This window comes from Nitrospirota bacterium, from assembly GCA_037386965.1.
Taxonomy (GTDB): Bacteria; Nitrospirota; Thermodesulfovibrionia; order Thermodesulfovibrionales; family JdFR-86; genus JARRLN01.
On sequence record JARRLN010000042.1, the window covers coordinates 1 to 18,199 of the forward strand.

Annotated in this window: 15 protein-coding genes; 3 read left to right on the forward strand and 12 right to left on the reverse strand. The window is 62.1% G+C overall.

Going from position 1 to position 18,199, the window contains the following annotated elements; genetic code table 11:
* Positions 1-289 (reverse strand): hypothetical protein (locus tag P8Y39_07560; protein ID MEJ2192193.1); only part of this gene is annotated, 289 nt, incomplete at its 3' end.
* A 70-nt stretch (positions 290-359) separates the two neighbouring features.
* Between P8Y39_07560 and P8Y39_07565 the strand changes: the two genes are divergently transcribed.
* On the forward strand, positions 360-1,154 hold the full coding sequence (locus tag P8Y39_07565) for a methyltransferase domain-containing protein (protein MEJ2192194.1): 795 nt from the start codon (positions 360-362) through the stop codon (positions 1,152-1,154).
* Here P8Y39_07565 and P8Y39_07570 read toward each other — a convergent pair.
* The 3 genes from P8Y39_07570 to P8Y39_07580 all read right to left on the reverse strand — a co-directional run bounded on the left by P8Y39_07570 (position 1,141) and on the right by P8Y39_07580 (position 7,610).
* Positions 1,141-3,102 carry an HD domain-containing phosphohydrolase gene (locus P8Y39_07570; protein ID MEJ2192195.1) on the reverse strand — a complete coding sequence of 654 codons (1,962 nt, stop codon included), beginning with the start codon at positions 3,100-3,102 and terminating at the stop codon, positions 1,141-1,143. The two genes, P8Y39_07565 and P8Y39_07570, sit on opposite strands and share 14 nt — an antisense overlap.
* Complete coding sequence (locus tag P8Y39_07575; GenBank protein MEJ2192196.1) at positions 3,099-5,150, reverse strand: hypothetical protein; 2,052 nt, start codon at positions 5,148-5,150, stop codon at positions 3,099-3,101. Before P8Y39_07575 ends, P8Y39_07570 begins: the two co-directional genes overlap by 4 nt.
* Positions 5,151-5,273: 123 nt before the next feature.
* Positions 5,274-7,610, reverse strand: coding sequence for a S8 family serine peptidase (locus P8Y39_07580; protein MEJ2192197.1), 2,337 nt, complete (start codon positions 7,608-7,610; stop codon positions 5,274-5,276).
* Between the two features lie 329 nt (positions 7,611-7,939).
* Here P8Y39_07580 and P8Y39_07585 point away from each other — a divergent pair, with 329 nt between their 5' ends.
* Entirely contained in the window at positions 7,940-9,982 is a 2,043-nt protein-coding gene (locus P8Y39_07585; GenBank protein MEJ2192198.1) for a serine protease, read from the forward strand.
* Between the two features lie 2 nt (positions 9,983-9,984).
* On the opposite strand, the gene P8Y39_07590 is transcribed toward P8Y39_07585, so the two are convergent.
* Genes P8Y39_07590 through P8Y39_07605 form a run of 4 tightly spaced genes read right to left on the reverse strand, consistent with a single transcriptional unit; the run spans position 9,985 to position 15,992 of the window.
* The gene (locus P8Y39_07590; protein ID MEJ2192199.1) at positions 9,985-13,380 is read right to left on the reverse strand and encodes a M20/M25/M40 family metallo-hydrolase; all 3,396 of its coding nucleotides are present in this window, start codon (positions 13,378-13,380) and stop codon (positions 9,985-9,987) included.
* 15 nt (positions 13,381-13,395) lie between these two features.
* Complete coding sequence (locus P8Y39_07595) at positions 13,396-14,529, reverse strand: hypothetical protein (GenBank protein MEJ2192200.1); 1,134 nt, start codon at positions 14,527-14,529, stop codon at positions 13,396-13,398.
* Between the two features lie 57 nt (positions 14,530-14,586).
* Positions 14,587-15,507, reverse strand: coding sequence for an ADP-ribosylglycohydrolase family protein (locus P8Y39_07600; GenBank protein ID MEJ2192201.1), 921 nt, complete (start codon positions 15,505-15,507; stop codon positions 14,587-14,589).
* A 2-nt stretch (positions 15,508-15,509) separates the two neighbouring features.
* Positions 15,510-15,992, reverse strand: a complete 483-nt coding sequence (locus P8Y39_07605; GenBank protein ID MEJ2192202.1) for a Slp family lipoprotein — start codon at positions 15,990-15,992, stop codon at positions 15,510-15,512.
* 82 nt (positions 15,993-16,074) lie between these two features.
* Between P8Y39_07605 and P8Y39_07610 the strand changes: the two genes are divergently transcribed.
* Positions 16,075-16,581: a type 1 glutamine amidotransferase gene (locus P8Y39_07610; protein ID MEJ2192203.1), complete on the forward strand. Its 507-nt coding sequence runs from the start codon at positions 16,075-16,077 to the stop codon at positions 16,579-16,581.
* Positions 16,582-16,637: 56 nt separating this feature from the next.
* On the opposite strand, the gene P8Y39_07615 is transcribed toward P8Y39_07610, so the two are convergent.
* From P8Y39_07615 to P8Y39_07630, 4 genes are all read right to left on the reverse strand, one after another.
* Positions 16,638-17,060: a hypothetical protein gene (locus tag P8Y39_07615; protein MEJ2192204.1), complete on the reverse strand. Its 423-nt coding sequence runs from the start codon at positions 17,058-17,060 to the stop codon at positions 16,638-16,640.
* Complete coding sequence (locus tag P8Y39_07620) at positions 17,050-17,304, reverse strand: hypothetical protein (protein MEJ2192205.1); 255 nt, start codon at positions 17,302-17,304, stop codon at positions 17,050-17,052. Before P8Y39_07620 ends, P8Y39_07615 begins: the two co-directional genes overlap by 11 nt.
* Positions 17,305-17,422: 118 nt before the next feature.
* Positions 17,423-17,620: a hypothetical protein gene (locus P8Y39_07625; protein MEJ2192206.1), complete on the reverse strand. Its 198-nt coding sequence runs from the start codon at positions 17,618-17,620 to the stop codon at positions 17,423-17,425.
* Positions 17,621-17,685: 65 nt separating this feature from the next.
* Positions 17,686-17,907 carry a NifU family protein gene (locus P8Y39_07630; protein ID MEJ2192207.1) on the reverse strand — a complete coding sequence of 74 codons (222 nt, stop codon included), beginning with the start codon at positions 17,905-17,907 and terminating at the stop codon, positions 17,686-17,688.
* Positions 17,908-18,199: the final 292 nt, after the last annotated feature.

Here is an 18,199-nt window from a genome sequence, read left to right on the forward strand (position 1 = left end):
GTTCGAGACCCTGTTCGATGATGTGCATGCCGCCGCTTACGCGACCGAGCACGACGGGGCGCCAACCGTCGCCGCGGACGGTCACGCCCGGCTTCCCGTCCCGGTACTGCAGGGCCGAATCCGGCAACGCCAGGGCATCGCGCTGGGTATCGACGACGATGTCGAGTTTGGCCGTCATTCCGGAGCGCAACGCGTCGATGACGTTTTCCGGCAGCGAAACCGTGACGTCCAGCACCATGGCCTGCGAGTAACGCGACTGGCGTCGCACCACACTGCCGACATCGAGCACCAATGCCATCCGTCAACGATACGTGCTGGATGGAGAAAAAATGATTCGGCCTGGACGTGCCAGCTATTTCATGGAAAACGAAGAGGAAGCTCTCCGTTTGGACATGAAGACTGATGTGGATGCCGTTCGCAAACAGGCCTTGTGGGCGGGCGTGGCCCCGGGGATGCGGGTCTGCGATATGGGGTGCGGCTCTGGTAAGGCCACGGCGGTTTTACAGGAAATCGTGGGTGATAAGGGCATGGTTGTGGGGGTGGATTTTTCAGAGGACCGTATCGCCTATGCCAGGGAGCGTTACTCCGTTCGGGGTGTGGAATTTACGTGTAGGAGATTCGATGACTCCTTGGAGGGCTTGGACTTCTTCGACCTCGTCTGGATGCGGTTTGTTCTGGAGTATTTTCCCGCGACCGCGCCGGACATTGTCAGGCGCGTCTCTTGCATCCTGAAACCCGGTGGGACGCTGTGTCTGCTGGACCTCGACCACAATTGTCTCAACCACCACGGCATGCCGGCGCGACTGGAGAGAACTTTTTGCAGGGCCGTCTCCATGCTCGAGGAGGAGAGGATTTTCGACCCCTATGCGGGAAGGAAGTTATACTCCTATCTCTTCGATTTGGGCTTCGAGAATATTGATGTAGGGATGTTTCCGCATCACCTCATATTCGGTCCACTCAAAGACGTTGACGGCTTTAATTGGACCAAGAAAATCGAAGTAGTTGCACGGAAGCTCGGTCATCCCTTTGACGAATATCCGGGGGGATATGAGGAGTTTCTTGAGGAGTTCAAGAACTTCTTTGAGAGCCCTCGCCGGTTCACGTACACGCCCCTCATAGGGTGTAAGGGGCAAAGACCTCTTACTGTCTCCTGACCCGTGCGGCGTCCGGCTCGGGAACCGGCCCGATGGTTTTCTCGTAGTATAGGATGAAGGTTTCGACCACGTCAGAGTCGAACTCCGTGCCGCAACCGTCCCTGAGCATCTGAAAGGCGACGTCCAGAGGCATGGGGTCGCGGTAGTGACGCTTCGAGGTAACGGCCTCGAAGAAGTCGGCGACCTTGAGAATCCTGGCCCCGATATGAATCTCCTCGCCCTTGAGGCCCCGGGGATAACCCGTACCGTCCAGCTTTTCGTGGTGGCTCCCGGCGATGACGGGAACGTCCTCGTAGATGCCCTCGAAATTGATCTGCTCCAGGATGCTCCGGCTTCTCTCGGCGTGCTTGCGGATCTCCGAGAACTCCTCTGCGGTAAGCCGGCCTTCCTTTTTGAGAATGGAGTCCCTCACGGCTATCTTGCCGTAATCGTGAAGGAGGGAGGCCACGCGCATCATCTCACAGAAGCCGTGGGGCATGTTCATCTCCCGGCAGATTCCCAGGACGTAGTCCGTGACCCGCTCCGAATGGCCCGCGGTCAGATGGTCGCGGGCGTCAATGCTTGCGGCCAGGACCCGGAGCATGGAATGGAACTGGCTTTCCTTGGCCTCGAAAAGGGCGGCGTTGTGCAGGCTTATCCCCAGGGTCAGGGAGATGCTCCTGATGAGGTTGATATCGCTTTGAAGGAGCGGTCTTTTCGTCTTGACGTTGTCCACCGCCAGGATGCCCAGGCACTCGTCCTCGTAGACGATGGGGCAGCAGATGAAGGACTTGGTCCCTATCCATACGGCAAACTCCAGGCTCCGTGCCGAGAGGTTCTCCTTGATCTCATGGATGTCATTGATGAGGAAGGGTTTCTGCTCCCTGAAGGAAACGACGAAGACACCTTTGGAGCCCGGCTTGTCCAGGTGGAAGCGCACGTTTCTCAGGATGCTCAACTGCTCCCGGGAGTATCCGAAGCCCGTCCGGAAGGCCAGGCTCCGCTTGTCCTTGTCGGCAAGGAGGACCATGCCGCGGTCGTAGTCCAGCCTTCGCTGGAAGACCCGGATGACCTCCGAGAGAATGCCGTTCACGTCGCGCTTCTTGCTCAGGGCCTGGCCGATCTCGTTGATCATCAGGGTGTTTTCGTAGTTCGTGTTCAGCTGAGTCATCAGCCGCTCGGTGGAATCCCGGAGATTGTTGGTGGCGGCGTTGAGCTCCTTCTTTTCCAGGTGCTGCGTGAATACCGAGAGGCCTGCCAGCATGAGGGCGGAAAGAGGAACCAGCAGGTGCAGCGTCGTCTCTGGGACCAAAAAATAGAAAGCGGGTAAGACAAAAAAGAAGGTCAGCATCACGTACATCTGTATTTTTTTCCAGAAGGCGGAGTGGGAATCTCTCCAGGAGACCACGTATGTGCAGGACTTCCCGCCCCTGAAGAGGCACTCCGGGTGCTCGATCCTGGGAAGACGGTAATTGAACATCGACGCGATAGACTCCCAGTGGCCCATCCTGTTCTCACACTGGAAGGGCTGCTCCCGAACGCCGGGATAGGGTGTCACTTTTATTTCCACCCGATTGTGACCGATCTTCGACGAGACGTACGACGCAGACCGGGTGAAGTTCGAGGCATACTTGCCGACCATTTCGTAGGCCTTTGCCGGTCCGGCGAGCCCCAGGATGTAGAGCCGCATGACCCCGATGGCATCCGGAGACGCCGCATACAGGCCAGCTTCACGGGCAAGATTGTTATTGCCTGTGAGCTTTTCCACTCTTTCCATGAAGCGGTTCACCTGCTTTTGGGTGAACCAGTGGTTTTCGTCTTCAACCTGGTACGTCTCCATGTTCGCATAACTGAGCAATTCACTGACGTTGACATACGAATACCGCCGCCTGATGAGCTTAATGAAATTGTCGATTATCCTGCTGTTGTAAAGCGGCCGTTCCTCCAGCGGCAACGTTCCCGTCTTCACGAGAGCCCACCCCCCAGCCGCCGGGTCAATCTCTCAACGTGCCGAAAGTAGTCGTCCAGATTCCGAGTGTTGAGGACCCAGAGGTTATAAGTCTTCTCCACGGGGAAGATGGCCTGAGCGAACGAGGTGGGAAACAATAAAAGCGGCGTATCCTCCGAGCCGTAATAGCCTTGGAGCAGGGACAGGGCAAAGGCAAGGTCCCCTGCCGTGACATCATCCGCGTCAACGACGATGACGTAAATGCCGTTGGTCACATTGGAGAGATTCAGGCCGATGTCACTCACCTGGCACATGATGACGGCTTTCAGAACGCCGCCCTTCTTCAAGGAGAAGGCATGGCATTCCTTCTTGAACCCCAGAGACCTGTACAGTCTGCTCAGGTCATCCGTTCCGACCATCTCGGGCTCAAGGTCGAGGGCGTTCAGCATGAGCCCCCCGGAACAGTGTTCGTAAAAGCTTTCCAGCTCGGCCAGGTCTTCGCCTGAGGGCCTGGTGAGCTCGAGCCTGCCCTGCCTCATGTCCAGGGCATTTTCCGAGGAGAGGGCATTCCGCAGGGTCAGATATGCGAAGGAGTCCAGGGAGCAGCCCTTGGGATTTCTCAGGTTTCTGCTCAAGCCTCCGAAAACGCGGTCGGGAAACTTGTTCTCAGGACGGTAGAAGCAGAGTACGAAGTCCATGTGGGCGGAATAGAGGGAATGAAAATCGTTGACGTAGCGGCCCACTTGCTCCAGCACCACGAGCCCCGCCTTCTGTCCGCTTTCGGTATGCGCGGCATGATGGTGGATGAGCCACGCGTTTTCCCAGAACCGCACCATCGACATATGCCCCTGGATGATGCCGCGGTCCTGGCAGACGAAATGGCGGGCAATCTGCGGGTTCTCGAGGTAGAGCTTTTCATAGGTGCGCTTGAAGGCCTCTTTGGTGGAGGACAGGTGGGCATATTTTCCGGAATAGAAAAATCCCGTCGTGAAGAAGAACTCCCACAGGGCACCCATGTCCACCGGCTCCGAGACATGCGAGTCCCCGTGGTCGGCCCGGTGCAGCAGGGCGGAGATATTTACCTGGTCCTGGATGTCCATGTCCAGGACCGCGATGCCGCATTTGGCGACGGCGCGGTCCCTCTCGGTCCAGAGGATGTTCCTGTAGACGACCTGTGCCCGGCAGGGGATTTTCATCCCCGCAGAAAAGACGATATCAAGCCTGGGGATGATCATCCCCGGCAGGAGGATGGAGCCCTCGTAGTACTCTTCCACCGAAAGGCCGGGACCCGATATATCGGTCACGGGGAGGGTGACCGTCTTGCCCGTAAAGGGGTGCCTGAAGACTGCGGAGGGCATGGGCGTGAGGGTGGCCCTTCTGCTTCTGAATTCCTTGGGCTTCAGGCGCTGAAGGCGGGAGGAAAGAGGCCTCAGGGCAACGAGCCTGGTACTCCGGCCGTGTGTCTGCCTGAGGACCTTGCACTCCCCCGAATAAAGGACGTCCTGCCCTTCCCTGAGGACGGCCGTGACGGGGGCCTCGGGGTTCAGCCACTGAAGCGACCGGGGAGGCCGGCATGCCATTTCCGCCCCGAGGGATGAGGCACTGAAATCCAGAAGCCGCCCGTGGAAAAGCAGGCCGTTTTGATAAATATCCACGGCAATTTCTTGGCACTTGTGGCGCCTGAACTCCCTGACGCCCACCTCGCACCCCTCGACGTCGGAAAGGTCGAATCGTATGCCCTCCCTGTCCATTCCCCTGAGCCGGGGTCTCGCCATGACGAGCTTCCGGCCGTCGTCCACGAGAAAGTGGAGAAACTCGTAAGAGTCCAGGTTCGTGCCGGGCTCGGCACTCCAGAGACAGTCCAGCTTCTCCCCGACCTGGGGCATCGGCGTGGCGGGCAAGGAAAGCATGGAGCGGTATTTCCGATGTGTGAGATTGACCAGGATGCTTTCGTCCTGGAAGTTGACGAAGTTCAGTACATTGCTCAGGTGTTTCCCCGCGACCTTCCGGCCTGCGCCAAGACGGCCCTGGAGACCAACATTGCGGAAGGAACTGAGGAAATTGTGCACGTTACCCAATAAGCATCCCCCCTCGGTGGTGCAAGGACTGCACGCCCACCATTATACATAATATTTCGCCAATAAAATCTTATTTCTGTGACTCAGAATACATTTCGCTTTTAAGTTGCAAGATTACCGCCGGCGCCGTCCGGCCAGGATGAGGGCGAAGGCCGCCCAGACCGTGAAGAGAGCTCTGAGGGGATATTTTATGCCGTAAACGAGGGGCCAGAGGGAAACCCGTACAATTCTTTTCAGGGGCTCGTGCCTGGCGATGACCCGTGCCAGGGGAGGGGAGAGGCGATAATACAGGCGCACCAGCGCCCGCCCGGGGGGATTCGTGATGAGGACCCTGTCGCGGAACCGCTTGAGAAGGACGACGTCCTTTGCCAGGGGGCTCCCGTATGCGGCCGTGGCGATGAAGCATCCGTCGTTTCCGCCGAAGAAGGTGGAGGCCGAGGCCTGGTTGGAGTAAGACGAGAGCTCTTCCCCTTTCGCAGCCTGCACGCGGTATGTGTAGAGCTTGTCGGGCCCGACGCCGGTATCCGCATAGGAAACGGCATCCGGGCCGGTGAGGGCTACTTCAATGAAATTCTTCTCCCTTGCCTCCTTCCGCTCCAGGCGATACCCGTCCTCCAGGGAGGAGTTGTCGCGCCAGTGAAGGTCGATGCGGGTCGGAGAGGCCGCAGCGGCCGTGAGGCCGCTGGGCGCTACAAGAGGAGTGGCGGAGGTCAGGGCCCTCCCGGCGTTCAGCCTTCCGCCCGTCAGCACCTTGCCCGACAGGCCCGGCACCGCGTCCACCGCACCCAGGATGCTCTCCTTGACCTCCAGGCCCGTGAGCGTCGGCGTCCGGGCAAGGAGAAGGCCGGCCACTCCGGAGACAAAGGGCGCGGCCGCCGAGGTGCCGCTGAGGACTCCAACCGTCCCTCCGGTCTCCGAGATGCACGTGACGGAGACGTCATCGATGTAGACGCCGTCGGCATTGTCCCCCGCGTCGGTGAGGAGGCGGAACCGGACGAAGACCCGGGGCTCTCCCTCCAGGGCCGTGAGGGCGTGGGAGAAGGGATGGAAAGTCGTGGTCGGCAGGCTGTGGCGGGAAAGAAGCACGGAGCCCGAGAACGAGGCGTTATCCGCGGCCTCCACGTCCAGGGCGTCTCCATCGGCGATGTCAAGCCTGACGGCGTACTCCAGTTGGCAGCCGGTCCTGCCCGAAAGGTCAATGGGCGGCGTGTACGCCCAGGTGTCCGTGTTGGGGGCATAAGTGCCACCGGGGCTGTCGGTGAGGCTCCAAGGAGGAGAGTTCACGAATCCCGGCCCTTTCGCGAGCCCCCACGCGCCGGCGGGTACGCTCGTCCAGCCCGCAAGGTCGCCGTCGTCGAAGTCGTCCGCAAACAGGGCGTCGCGCGCGGGCAGGGTGCTCAGGATGTCCGTCCCGGGCGCCCCCAGGTCCACCGAGGCGGGGTCGAAGCTCGAGAACGCAGCCAGCGCGTCGTTCTCATCCGTGGCGGCCACCGAGATGATGCAGGGCAGGTCGTAGCTGGCCGGATAGGTCGGCTCGGCGTTTCCCCTGTTGCCCGCGGCGGCCACGAAGAGGCCGCCCGTCAAGCAGAATTCCTCGATGGCGTCCCTCTCCATCCGGCTGAAGAAAGGGCTTCCATAGCTGGCGTTAATGACACGGGCGCCTTTCTGCCGGGCGTAGTCTATGGCAGAGACGGCGTCGAACACGGAACCCGCTCCCTGGGAGTCCAGGAAGCGCAGGGGCATGATGCTGACGGTCCAGGCCGTGCCGGCTATGTCGATGCGGTTGTTTCCCACCGCTCCCAGAATGCCGGCGACGTGGGTTCCGTGCCCGTTGTGGTCCATGGGGCGGTTGCTTTCGGCAATGAAGTCCCAGCCCCGGGTGTCGTCCACAAGGCCGTTGCCGTCGTCATCGAGGCCGTTTCCGGCAATCTCCCCGGGGTTCCTCCAGATATTGCCCATAAGGTCCGGATGGGCCAGGGCGAGACCGGTGTCCAGGACCGCGATGACCACGTCGGCGGAGCCCGTGGTCACGCTCCAGGCTCCCCGGGCGTCGATTCGGGAAAGGCCCCATTGTTCGTGGAAGTCGGGGTCGTTGGGGGCGGCAAGGGCCCTCACGATGTAATTGGGCTCGGCCGCTTCGACGTCCCGGTTTGCCCTGAACATCTCCACCGCCTCCCGCACCGAGACCCCCGGCGGGAGCTTCACCCGGTGGATGCCCGAGCCGTGTATCTCCGCGACCCTGGCTCCGAACTGCGTGCTGTCCATGGCGCGGACAGCGGAAGGAACGCCTTTTCTGTACTTGACCAGCACTTCTTCCGGAGCGTAGGGAGCCTCTCTTGTCGCGAGAGGCCTTCCCCTGTCCTGCGCGCCTCCGGTCATGCCCATGGACGGAAACAGGATGCTCAGGGCAAGGAGGCAGAGGCCAAGGAATTTCCGGCTTCCTCTCATCATCTCCTCGAGGGTGCGGTCGTCCAGAATTGTGGTTCGGGGCCGGCTGGTGCCGCGACGCCCCGACCCCTACTATAGCACCTCCAGGCGGTTCGGTCGCCTCCGGGAGGGAGAAATGTCAAAAAAGGTCACTAATGAAAGATATTGTCATGCGTTTCCTTCCAAAGAGGCCTGTATCTTTATGAAATACGTGTCTTTGCGTGCGGGGTTTGCCCTTGGGGGATAAGCAGAAGAAAGCGGGCACACGAATTGCTTTCCTTTGTGCGGACTTATGAACAAAGGCGCCCGGAATCTTCCGGTGTCGTGCAACCGAATAGGGAAGGAGAAAGAACGTGAAGAAAAGAAGCCTCCTCTTTGTTTTTACCATGATGGTCGTGCTCTTATCGCCGCTTCTGGTCTTGGGTGCGGACAGCACGAGCTCGCTGGACGGGGAAACCCTCACGCTCATCAGCAAGTCCGTCTTCGAGGTCGTGACCCCGAAGCCCAAGCACGACTCCCTGACCTACGAGAAGGAGCTTCCTCTGGACCTTCTTCCGTACGCCGAGCGCACCGACGAGTACTATTCCATCGGGACCGCCTTTGCCATCGGCCCGAACACCTTCGTCTCGGCCTCCCATGTCATGAACCTCGAGGTCCTTCCGAGCCAGTTCGAGGAGGTCTACCTCAGGGACGCGGAGGGCAACGTATACAGCATCGACCGGATAACCAAGTTCTCCGACAGGCGGGACTTCATCATCTTCAGCCTGAAGGGGAAAAAGGCCGAGCGTTATCTCGAGGTGAACACGTCTCCGCGGACGAACGAGCGGGTCTATGCCGTGGGAAACGCCCTGGGGCAGGGCATCGTCATCCGGGACGGCCTGTACACCTCCAACACCCCGGAGGAAATCGACGGCACGTGGCAGTGGATACGTTTTTCGGCCGCCGCCTCGCCGGGCAACAGCGGAGGCCCCCTGCTGGATGCGCAGGGCAAGGTCATCGGCATCGTTCTGGGGAAGTCGGAGAACGAAAACCTCAACTACGCGCTTCCCATCCGGGAGGCTCTCGATGCCAAGAAAAACACGGCCGTCACCTTCCGGAAGACCAAGTACGTCCTTGAGAACATGGACTTCTCCAAGATGGGCACGTTCGAAAAGGAGATCCCCTTGCCCAAGAGCTACCGGGAGCTGAAGAAAGAGCTCACGAAGAGCTTTTCCGCGTTCGCCCTCGGCCTTCTGGACGACTTCCTCGCGGAAAACCGGGAGCACATATTCCCCCAGGGCGATGAGTCGGCGATTCTGCTGCACAGCCTCTATACAGCCGTTTTCCCGCACCTCATCATGATGGGGAAGGACGGCAACTGGGACGCTTACTACCCCTCGGACACCGAAACCGCCGAGCTGGGCGACAACGGCTACATGATTCACGGCGGCATCGCGGACTCCCTTCTCCTTTACATGAGGAAGCCCGACTCGGTCTCCCTCAAGGACTTCTATGGCGATAGCCGCCTTTACATGGACCTTATCCTGAAGGGCTTGTACTTCTACCGGCAGGTGGGCTCGGAAAAGGTAAAAGTCACCTCCCTGGGCGAGGCCGACCAGGACTATACGTATACCGACTCCTACGGGAGGCGGTGGATGGTGCGCACCTGGCCCATCGAGTACAGCGACGAGAAGATAATCATCTTTTCCCTGCCAGTGCCCGGCGGCTGCATCGCCATGGTCAAGGAGGGGCAGAGCGGACTGGTGGACGTGGGCTACCTGGCCGACATGAAGGTGCTCACCGACTTCGTGTACGTCTCCTACTACGGTACCTACGAGGAGTGGAAGGAGTTCCTTGCCATGAAGGACATGCTCCCGGAGATTTTCTCCACCATGGACATCTCCATCGAGAAGGACTCCCTCAGGTTCTCCTCCCGGCGCCTGTCCTTCACCCATACGCCGGAGATGATGTCGCTTACGGAGCGAAGCGACCTGAACCTCCTTTTCAGCTACTTCAAGGAAGGGAAGAAAGTCGTCTGGGACGTCGGCGGTGTCGTGGTGGGCGAGGACAAGAACAACAAGACCTTCTTCGGCATCTACCGGAAGAACAAGCCGGGGGACGGGCTGAGGGATTCCTACCAGAACGAGTGGGAGCGCATCGTGGCGCAGAAGTTCCCCTTCAATAACTCGGCCTATTTCAAGGACGGAAAGACGGTCATACGGACCGTCCACGGCGGAGAGGAAGCAGCGGCGACCGGAAAGTCCCCCTTCCTCTATACCATCACCTTCCAGGTGGAGGGCACCGTCCCCCAGGACGAGATGGAGACGAAGCTCGGCCTCATAGACGGCTCCGTGAAGGTCCTGGAGAAGGGCAAGGGAAAGGCCAACACGGTCGCAGCCACGGGGCCCAGGATGTAGTGCTATCTCCTGGTGAGGAGGGTCTCGCGGGTGATGACCTCCCCTTTGCGGGAGAACACGACCGAGACCCTCTCGCCCGGGGAGAGGGACGAAAGGACGCGGGCCAGGTCCCTCAAGGAGGAGACCTCCTGCCCGTTGACTCCGGTGAGGACATCGCCTTCCCGCAGGCCTATCGACTGGGCGGGGGAGCCGGGCACGACACCCGCCAGGCGCACACCCCGCCCTTGATAGGCATAGTCGGGCACCGTTCCCAGACGCACTGTCCGGACCGGGTGACCGTTTCGCGATGCTCCCGGCACCTCCCCGCCGCCGGTCCAGGTGAGGGGCGCTTCCCGGCTCGCCAGATACGCGACGGCCTCGCCGGTCACCCTTGCCACGGCGAGCAGCCCTTCGGGGTCGAGCTTCTCCCAGGTGTCCGTAGGGCGGTGATAGTCCAGGTGGGCGCCGGTGAAAAGCTGCACCGCGGGTATGCCCGCGGCCTGAAAGCTCACCTGGTCGCCTGAGCCGGGGTCCCGGGAGACCGCCTCAACGTCCGTATGGGCTTCATATCCCGCACCCCGGAAGATATGCTCCCACTCCGTGGCCGTCCCCGTCCCGAGGACGATGAGCTTTCCCGCTTCGAGGCGGCCCACGGTGTCCAGATTTATCATCGCCGCGGCCTTCCCCGGCGGGTAAAGGCCGTACGTCCGGACGAAGTGCTCCGAGCCCCGCCTGCCCGATTCCTCTCCGGTAAAGGCCACGAAGAGCACCGTCCGCTCGGGCCCGGGGCCGTGGGAAAGGACGCGGGCAAGCTCCAGAAGGATGGCCACCCCGCTGGCATCGTCGTCGGCCCCCGGATGGATTTTTCCGGTGGCGGGCCCGCTCCGCCCCAGGCCGTCATAGTGAGCCCCCAGAATGACGCTCTGTCCTTCATACGCGGGATTTGCCCCGGGGATGGCCCCTATCACGTTTCTCAGACGTGTGGTCTTTCCGGAGACCGTCTCTTCCCACTGCTGAAAATACCCGTCCGCCCCGCCTGCCGGGACCAGTCCCGCTTTGTGAAATTCCCCGGCGATGAACTCGGCCGCCTTGGTAAGCCCCGGTTCGCCGAGCCCCCGTCCCTCGAGCTCCCCGCTCGACAGGAAGCGGACGGTCCGCATCATGCGCTCCTTCGAGAACGCGCGAGACGGGCCGGGTTCGGGGGCGGTTCCGGACGGGCTGGCCTGGGACAGGCTGGCCTGGGACAGGTTGGCCTGCTCTGGCGGTCCGATGAGGGGCTCCGGGGGCGGCGTCCTCCCCATGGGGATGTGCTCGTTGGTCAAGAAGACCGTCATGGGCGAGTCCTTGACCGCCCATCTTCCCTTGAAGATTATCGCAGGTTGGTCGCCGGAGAACACCAGATAGCTGTACTTGTGGTAGTGGGGGAGTTTTCTGCCGAGCCCGGCGAGGGCCTGCGGCCGGTCCGTGGCCACCCAGAGGAGGGCCCTTTCCTTCCCGTCCGCGAGCCGCCCTGCAAGCACGAAGGTGTGGTCCTCCAAGCGGAACTCCTCGCCCGCTATGGAGGCGCTCTTCTGCCCGATGGCCACCTCATGGCGGGAAAGCGAAGACGTCAGCACCGGGAGGAAACGGTTCTCCCAGCCCAGGAGGGCCACCGCGCGGTCCCCGGGGAGCTGCGTTATCTCCGCATCCGTCACCGTCTCCGCCTGCTCGGGCCCCGAAGCGCTCAGGGCCCGGCCGAGCATCTGGTAGGCGGCCCGCAGGTCCGGCCCCGCCCGGGAAGGCAGAACGATGAGCATCTTTTCCGAGCCCAGGGCCCCGGTGATGGCGGGGGGTGTCTCCCCGGCGTGGAGCTTGCGGAAAACGTCGCACGCGGGGTCGACATCGACCCGGAGGGGCCGGGAGGCAAGGGGAATCGTGAAGGTCTCTTCCTTCTCCTTCATGGAGAGCACGTGCACGCCCGCCGTCTCCTGACCCTCCGCCGTGACGGCCACCGGCACCCGGAGGCTGTAGGACTCCCCGGGCTGCGCCTGCTTCAGGCGGACCTCAAGCAGGTAGCCCTCCTCCCCGCGTCTTGCCCGGGCGCCCAGGACCATGAGGTCCGGCGCGCCCGTCCTCCGCACCCACTGGTCGAAGTACCCCCGGAGGTCCCGGCCGGAGACCTTCTCGAAGCTCTTCCTGAGGTCGTCCCAGGAGGCCGCGGTGAACACGTTCTCCCTGTAAAAGTCCCGGAGGCCCTCGACGAAGGCCCCGTCTCCCAGGGTTCGCCTGAGCATGTGGAAGAGCATCAGGGACTTGCCGTAGCCCACGGCCTCGGTGGCCGTGCTGTGGCGCGAGAGGAATTCCGACAGAGGAAAATCCTTTCGCCCTTTCACGTAATCGGCATACTTCTGGAGCGCCTCCCGGCGGTACTCGTCTCCCTGGCCCCGCTGCTCCTTGAGGAGGTGGTCGGAGAGATAGGCCGTCAGGCCCTCCGACCAGTTTCCCGAGGCGTAATCGACATAGACGCCGTTTCCCCACCAGTTGTGCAGTATCTCGTGGGGATAGGAGGTACGCACGATGAAAGGCAGCCGGATGACCGTCGGCCCCATGAGCGTGAAGGACGGCATGCCGTAGCCGGTCTCCCAGAAGTTCTCCACCAGGGCGAATTTGCCGTAGGGGTAGGGGCCGATGAGCTTTTCGTACATCGCCACATAGCGGCCCGTGGCCTCGAGATACCGGGAGGCCAGCTCCCGGTCCGGCTCCCGCAGGTACACCATGGCCCGCACGCGGCCCTCCTCCCGGGAGTACTTCGTCCACGGCCCCGCCACGAGGTATATCTCCTCCTGTGGCTTCTCCGCCACCCAGCGCACCCTGTTCATGCCCAAAACGCGCTCCTCAAAGGTGCGCCGCCCCTGGCTCACCGCCTCCCAGTCCCCCGGCGTCTCCACTTGCAGGGCGAAGGTCTGAAGCTGTCCTTCCCCTACGAGGGGATACCATGCGGAGCTTCCACCGAGGAATACGCCGTCCGGGGATATCATGCCGCTGGAGGCCTTGAATCCCCGGGCCTGCTCCTTGCCCACGGCCTCCAGGGGATGGTATATCCTTCCTCCGTACCGAATGCTCAGGCTCCTCCGGCCGGCCGGCAGGGTCACGCGGTAGGAGGCCAGCGGCACCATGCCCGGAGGGGCAGGGCCTTCCTCGATGTCCACGTCTCCGGACAGGGGGCGGGGGTCGAGACCCCGGTGAAGCACAAAGTGGAAGCTTCCTCCGAAGCCCTCCGGCACGGTGATGGTGTCCTCCGCGGTGAGGCTCTGCTCCTCGGGAAGAAGAGTGACCCGCAGCTCGTGGTGCAGGAGGGCCGGGCGCCGGCTGGCCCCGGACGTCTGTGCGGGCAGAGCAGCGGCCAGAAGAACGAGGGATGCGATGAGGGTCCTGGCCATCCGGTTCCCCTCTCGCTAATCCACCCAGTCGGCGATGTAGATGTCGGTTGCCCGGGGTTTTGCGGGATTGCGGTTTGAGGCGAAGACGAGCTTCCTGCCGTCGGGCGAGAACATGGGGAAGCTGTCGAAGACGTCGTTATGGGTGATGCGCACCAGGCCGGTGCCGTCGTCCTTCATGATGTAAAGCTCGAAGTTGTGGCCGTACTTCCCCAGGTCCTCCCGCCAGTCGTCCATGTTGCTGGCGAAGACGATTCTCTTTCCGTCGGGGTGCCAGGAGGGGGCCCAGTTGGTGGCCCCGTTATCGGTGAGCCGCCTCTTGCCCGAGCCGTCGGCGTTCATGACCCAGATATCCAGGGGGAAGGGCAGGATGTAGTCGTTTTCCATGCACTCCCGCCAGAGGGCGCGCTCCTCCTCGGTTTGCGGATGCCAGGCCCGCCAGACTATTTTCTTCCCGTCCGGGGAGAACCACGGGCCCCCGTCATAGCCCACCTCGCCGGTGAGCCGCCTCTGGCCGGACCCGTCGGCGTTCATGACGTAGATATCGAAATCCCCGTCCCTCTGGGAGCCGAAGACGACCCGTGTGCCGTCGGAGGAGACGACGGGCTCGGCGTCATACCCGGGGTTGTCCGTTATCCTGGTAAGCCCGGAGCCGTCGGCCTCGGCCACGAAGATGTCATAGGGATAAAGGGGCCACACGTAATGGGAGCTTCCCGTGTACCCGGGCTCGGGGGGGCAGTCTTCTCCTTCGACGTGGGCCGTGGAGGCGAAGATGATTTTCTCGTCCCCGGGGAAGAAGTACGAACAGGTGTGGGCGCCCTTTTCGGGGCAGACCATGTGTTTTTTGGAGCCGTCGATATTCATGACCCATATCTTGTCGCACCCGTAGCCGCCCCGGTCGGACTGGAAGATGAGCCGGGAGCCGTCGCTTGAGAAATAGGCCTCACCGTTGTCGCCCTCGAATGTCAGCTGGGTGACGTTTCTCAGGTGGCCGTCCTCCTGCAGCTGGCGTGCCTGTACCACGGTCTGGTACAAGACATAGCCCGAGACCAGAAGGACGGCCGCGATGCCCGCAAGCACGAGGGCCACGACCAGGGCAAACCCCATGCCCGTCTCCTTCCGGCCTTCTCCGGATTCATTGTGAGGGCCCATGCGGGGGGTTGGAAACTCCTCGTTTTTTATTCATTCTACCGAATCTTCCGGGGCTTTTCAACGAGTCCGTCCGCCGCCCCGTGCAAACCTCTCGAAGAGCAGGTCGGCAAGCTCCCGGAGCCTCTCCCGGTCCTCGAGCCTCCGGAGGTACTCCTCCGGCAGTCCACCGGAGCCGTTCAGTGTCCCGCTCAGAGCACCCGCCATGGCCGCGATGGTGTCGGTGTCCCCTCCCAGGGAGATTGCGTAGAGCACTGTCTCTTTGTAGCTTCCCCCGGAGCGCAGAAAGGCATAGAGCGCCGTGGGGGCGGATTCCACGGCCAGCACGCCGTGCCCCAGGATGGAAACGACCTCCTCCACGGGAGGGTCCGGCCGGGCTAGAAGCCGCCGGATGGCCCCGAGCTTTTCCCTATAGGGGGGAAGGCTGACGAGCCCCTCCAGGACGCCGGGCAGGGCGGCGGGCTCGCCGCCCCGGACAAGGTGGGCCACGGCCCCGGCGATAAGGAGGGCCGCTTCCTTGGCCACCGGGTTGTCATGCGTTACGGCGCTGGCCAGAAACGCGGCCCGGCGTAGGCTCTGGGCGTCGGGGAAGCGGCAGAGGCCGATGGGGGCCGCGCGCATGGCGGCTCCGTTTCCCATCGAACCCTCGGGGAAAACGCTCCGGTTGGCCTCCTCCCAGGGTGTTCCCTTCCCGATGAGGCCGAGGACCGCCACGGTGCCGGGGCCGTAACCGCGCGAGGGGTCGAAATTGGCGACGAACCGCCGGGCCATGTCCTCCGGGTCCACGCGGCCGCGCCCGGCCAGGGACTCCGCCAGGCCCATGGCCATCTCCGTATCGTCGGTGTAGCGGAGCGTCCCCGGAAGACGGCCGGCTATATCGGCCGGGTTTCCGATGGGCGGGAAGCCCTCGAAGGGCGCTCCCAGGGCGTCTCCCAGGGCCAGGCCGAGGAGGCATCCCCTGTACCGGTCGCGGAGCTCCACCGTCAGAAGGCGTGGAAGACCCCGAGCCCGAAGTGCACCCGGGGCGGCCCGTAGCCGCGTTCAATCAGGTGGAGCTCCCGGCTCCTGATAACCGGATAGAGATACTCTATCCGCCCCAGGGGGAGCGTCTCGCCTCCCGTCACGGTGCCCACGACGGTGATGAGCCTGCCCGGGGCGTAGATGGCCTGGTCCAGAAACCCCTCGTACCGGACGAGGAACCGGCCCAGGGACTCGTCCGTGACCTTCGGCCTTCCCCTTCGGTCCAGGGGGTGCTCCAGGGTCTCGATTATGGTGTCTTCCTCCGCATAGGTGGTGTTGATGATGGCCCCGCCGAGCATCACGGTCTTGCCCACGTAGGCCTCGGGGTTTTTGAAAAGCTTTTCGAGGGAGACGTCCGTGTCCACCGCCTCCCTGGCCTGCTCCGAGACCACGTGGGCGCAGCCCGCCAGAACGAGAAGGACCAGAAGAAAGGGAAGTATTCTCATGCCCCATTATATTCCCTTTCCCGGGGGAAGGTAACTCGGAATATTTGTTGACAGCCCTCCCGTCCTCCGCTAGCCTGTGGGCATGGCGAAGAAGGTTCTCATGATAAGCGCGGACATGTTCGAGGACGTCGAGCTCCTCGCCCCGCTGTATCGCCTCAAGGAAGAGGGCATCCAGGTGACCCTGGCCTCCATGGGCTCGGGCGCCATCAAGGGCAAGCACGGCTACGAGGTCAAGCCCGACGTGACGCTCAGGGACGTCAAGCCCGGGGACTACGACATGCTGGTCCTCCCCGGAGGGAAAGCGCCGGCCTCGGTGCGCAAGGACGAGGACGCCTTGAGGGTCGTCAGGCACTTCTTTGAGAAGAACAAGCCCGTGGCCGCCATCTGCCACGGGCCCCAGATACTCATCTCCGCCGGGGTCATGAAGGGGCGGACGGCCACCAGCTACAAGAGTGTGCAGAAGGAGCTGGCCGACGCGGGAGCGAACGCGAAGGACCGGGAAGTGGTGGTGGACGGCAACCTGGTGACCTCCCGGCAGCCCTCAGACATCCCGGCCTTCCTCCGGGAACTGATGAAGAAGGTCCGTTGAGCGGGTCTGCACGCGCAGGGAAGGGGAGCGAAGGGGGACGGCGGGAGCCGTCCCGGTTACTCGTCGAAGAAGCCGTGTTCTTTCATTTCCCCGAAGACCCAGTTGTCTTCGAGGATGTCGTCGCTTTCCAGCTCGGGACGCCTGGCGGCAATCTCCTTGAGGAAAAGGTAGACGAGTTTCTTCTTGTCGGTGTCCAGGTCCTCGGTCTTGTTGTGGGCCACGTTCAAAAGGGCGCTCCTGACCTCCAGGGCCTTCATCCTGTCGTGGAGAACCTTCTCGTCGATTTCACGGTTTACGACCACGCGGCAGCCCTTCTCCTCATCGACCACGAGCTTCAGAGGGGTTCCCGGGTCGGGCTCCTCCACGCCCTTTTCCCGGCACCAGTCGTAGACGTTCTCCACAAAGGTCAGCTCCACGAGGAACAGACAGTAATCCTCAAGAAGCCTGTCGAGGGTGCTCCGGTACTGTTCAGCTATCACCGCCTTCCTCCTTCTGGATGCGCCTCATGTGCAGGGCCAGCTCCCTCAGGGCGTCCGCCAGGCTCATTCCCCGTTCGGTCAGCCGCCTGATGTACTCGGCTTTTGCCAGGTCGTTGACGATTTTCCCGTTCGTCCCGCCGGAGAGGCAGATGTTCGCTCCCGTCGTCACCTGCGTGGTGACGCACTTCTCTATCTGTTCGGGAGTGTACTTTCTGGCGATATCCCGGATGTCCTTGAGCGCCATTGCGCCTTCTTCGCCTCTCCGGCTGCACGCTCCGGTCTTTATACCAGTTATGGGAGCAGAAAGGCAAGACCCGTTCCCCGGAGCGCCTCAGGGGCGCCGAAGCGCGGCCGGGGGGCGGCTATTCCTCGTAGCACAGGACCCTGATGAGGCCGATGGTCTCGCCCGCGTCGTCCGTGGTGGCAACGTCCGAGACGGAAACGACACGGGTGATGCCGTTTTCGGCAATGAACCTGTTGACGTTCTCGTCCAGGCCGTCCAGTTCCTTCATGGTCTTCAGAGGGCGTATCTCCATGCCGAACGACTTGACCTTTATCATGTAACCTCCGTGTCTCCGCGGGGCGGGGCGGGTGCCGCCCCCTGTCCGTCCGCAGGAAGGCCGCCTCAGACGGCCTGGACCTCCCTGACCTCGGGCACCCTTTCCCGAAGCCTCTTCTCGATGCCCATCTTCAGGGTCATGGTGGACATGGGGCAGTGCCCGCAGGCACCCTTGAGCTTGAGCTTGACCAGGCCCTCGTCGGTGACCTCCACGAGCTCGAGGTCGCCTCCGTCGGCCTGAAGGGCGGGCCGGATCTCTTCAAGAACCTCGCTGACTTTCTCTTTCATCATCCCTATCCCTCCTTGTTTTTGTGGAAAGCGTTCTCTTTATCTTACTACGGAAAGCATGATATAGCCCACGTATCAGTGCCGGAATCAAGTGAAAAACAGGGCTGTCCGAGGTTCCCATGTGAAGATGAAAACGAACTGGTCAGGGGAAACCATAAAAGAAAGAGAGCGGCTGCTCGTCTTGTTACACCGACAATTATAAACATGAAACATCTTCAATAGCGTCATTCCCCGACTTGGTCGGGGAATCCAGGGGGGACCAGTCCCCTTTTTCCCTCTCATATTGAAACGC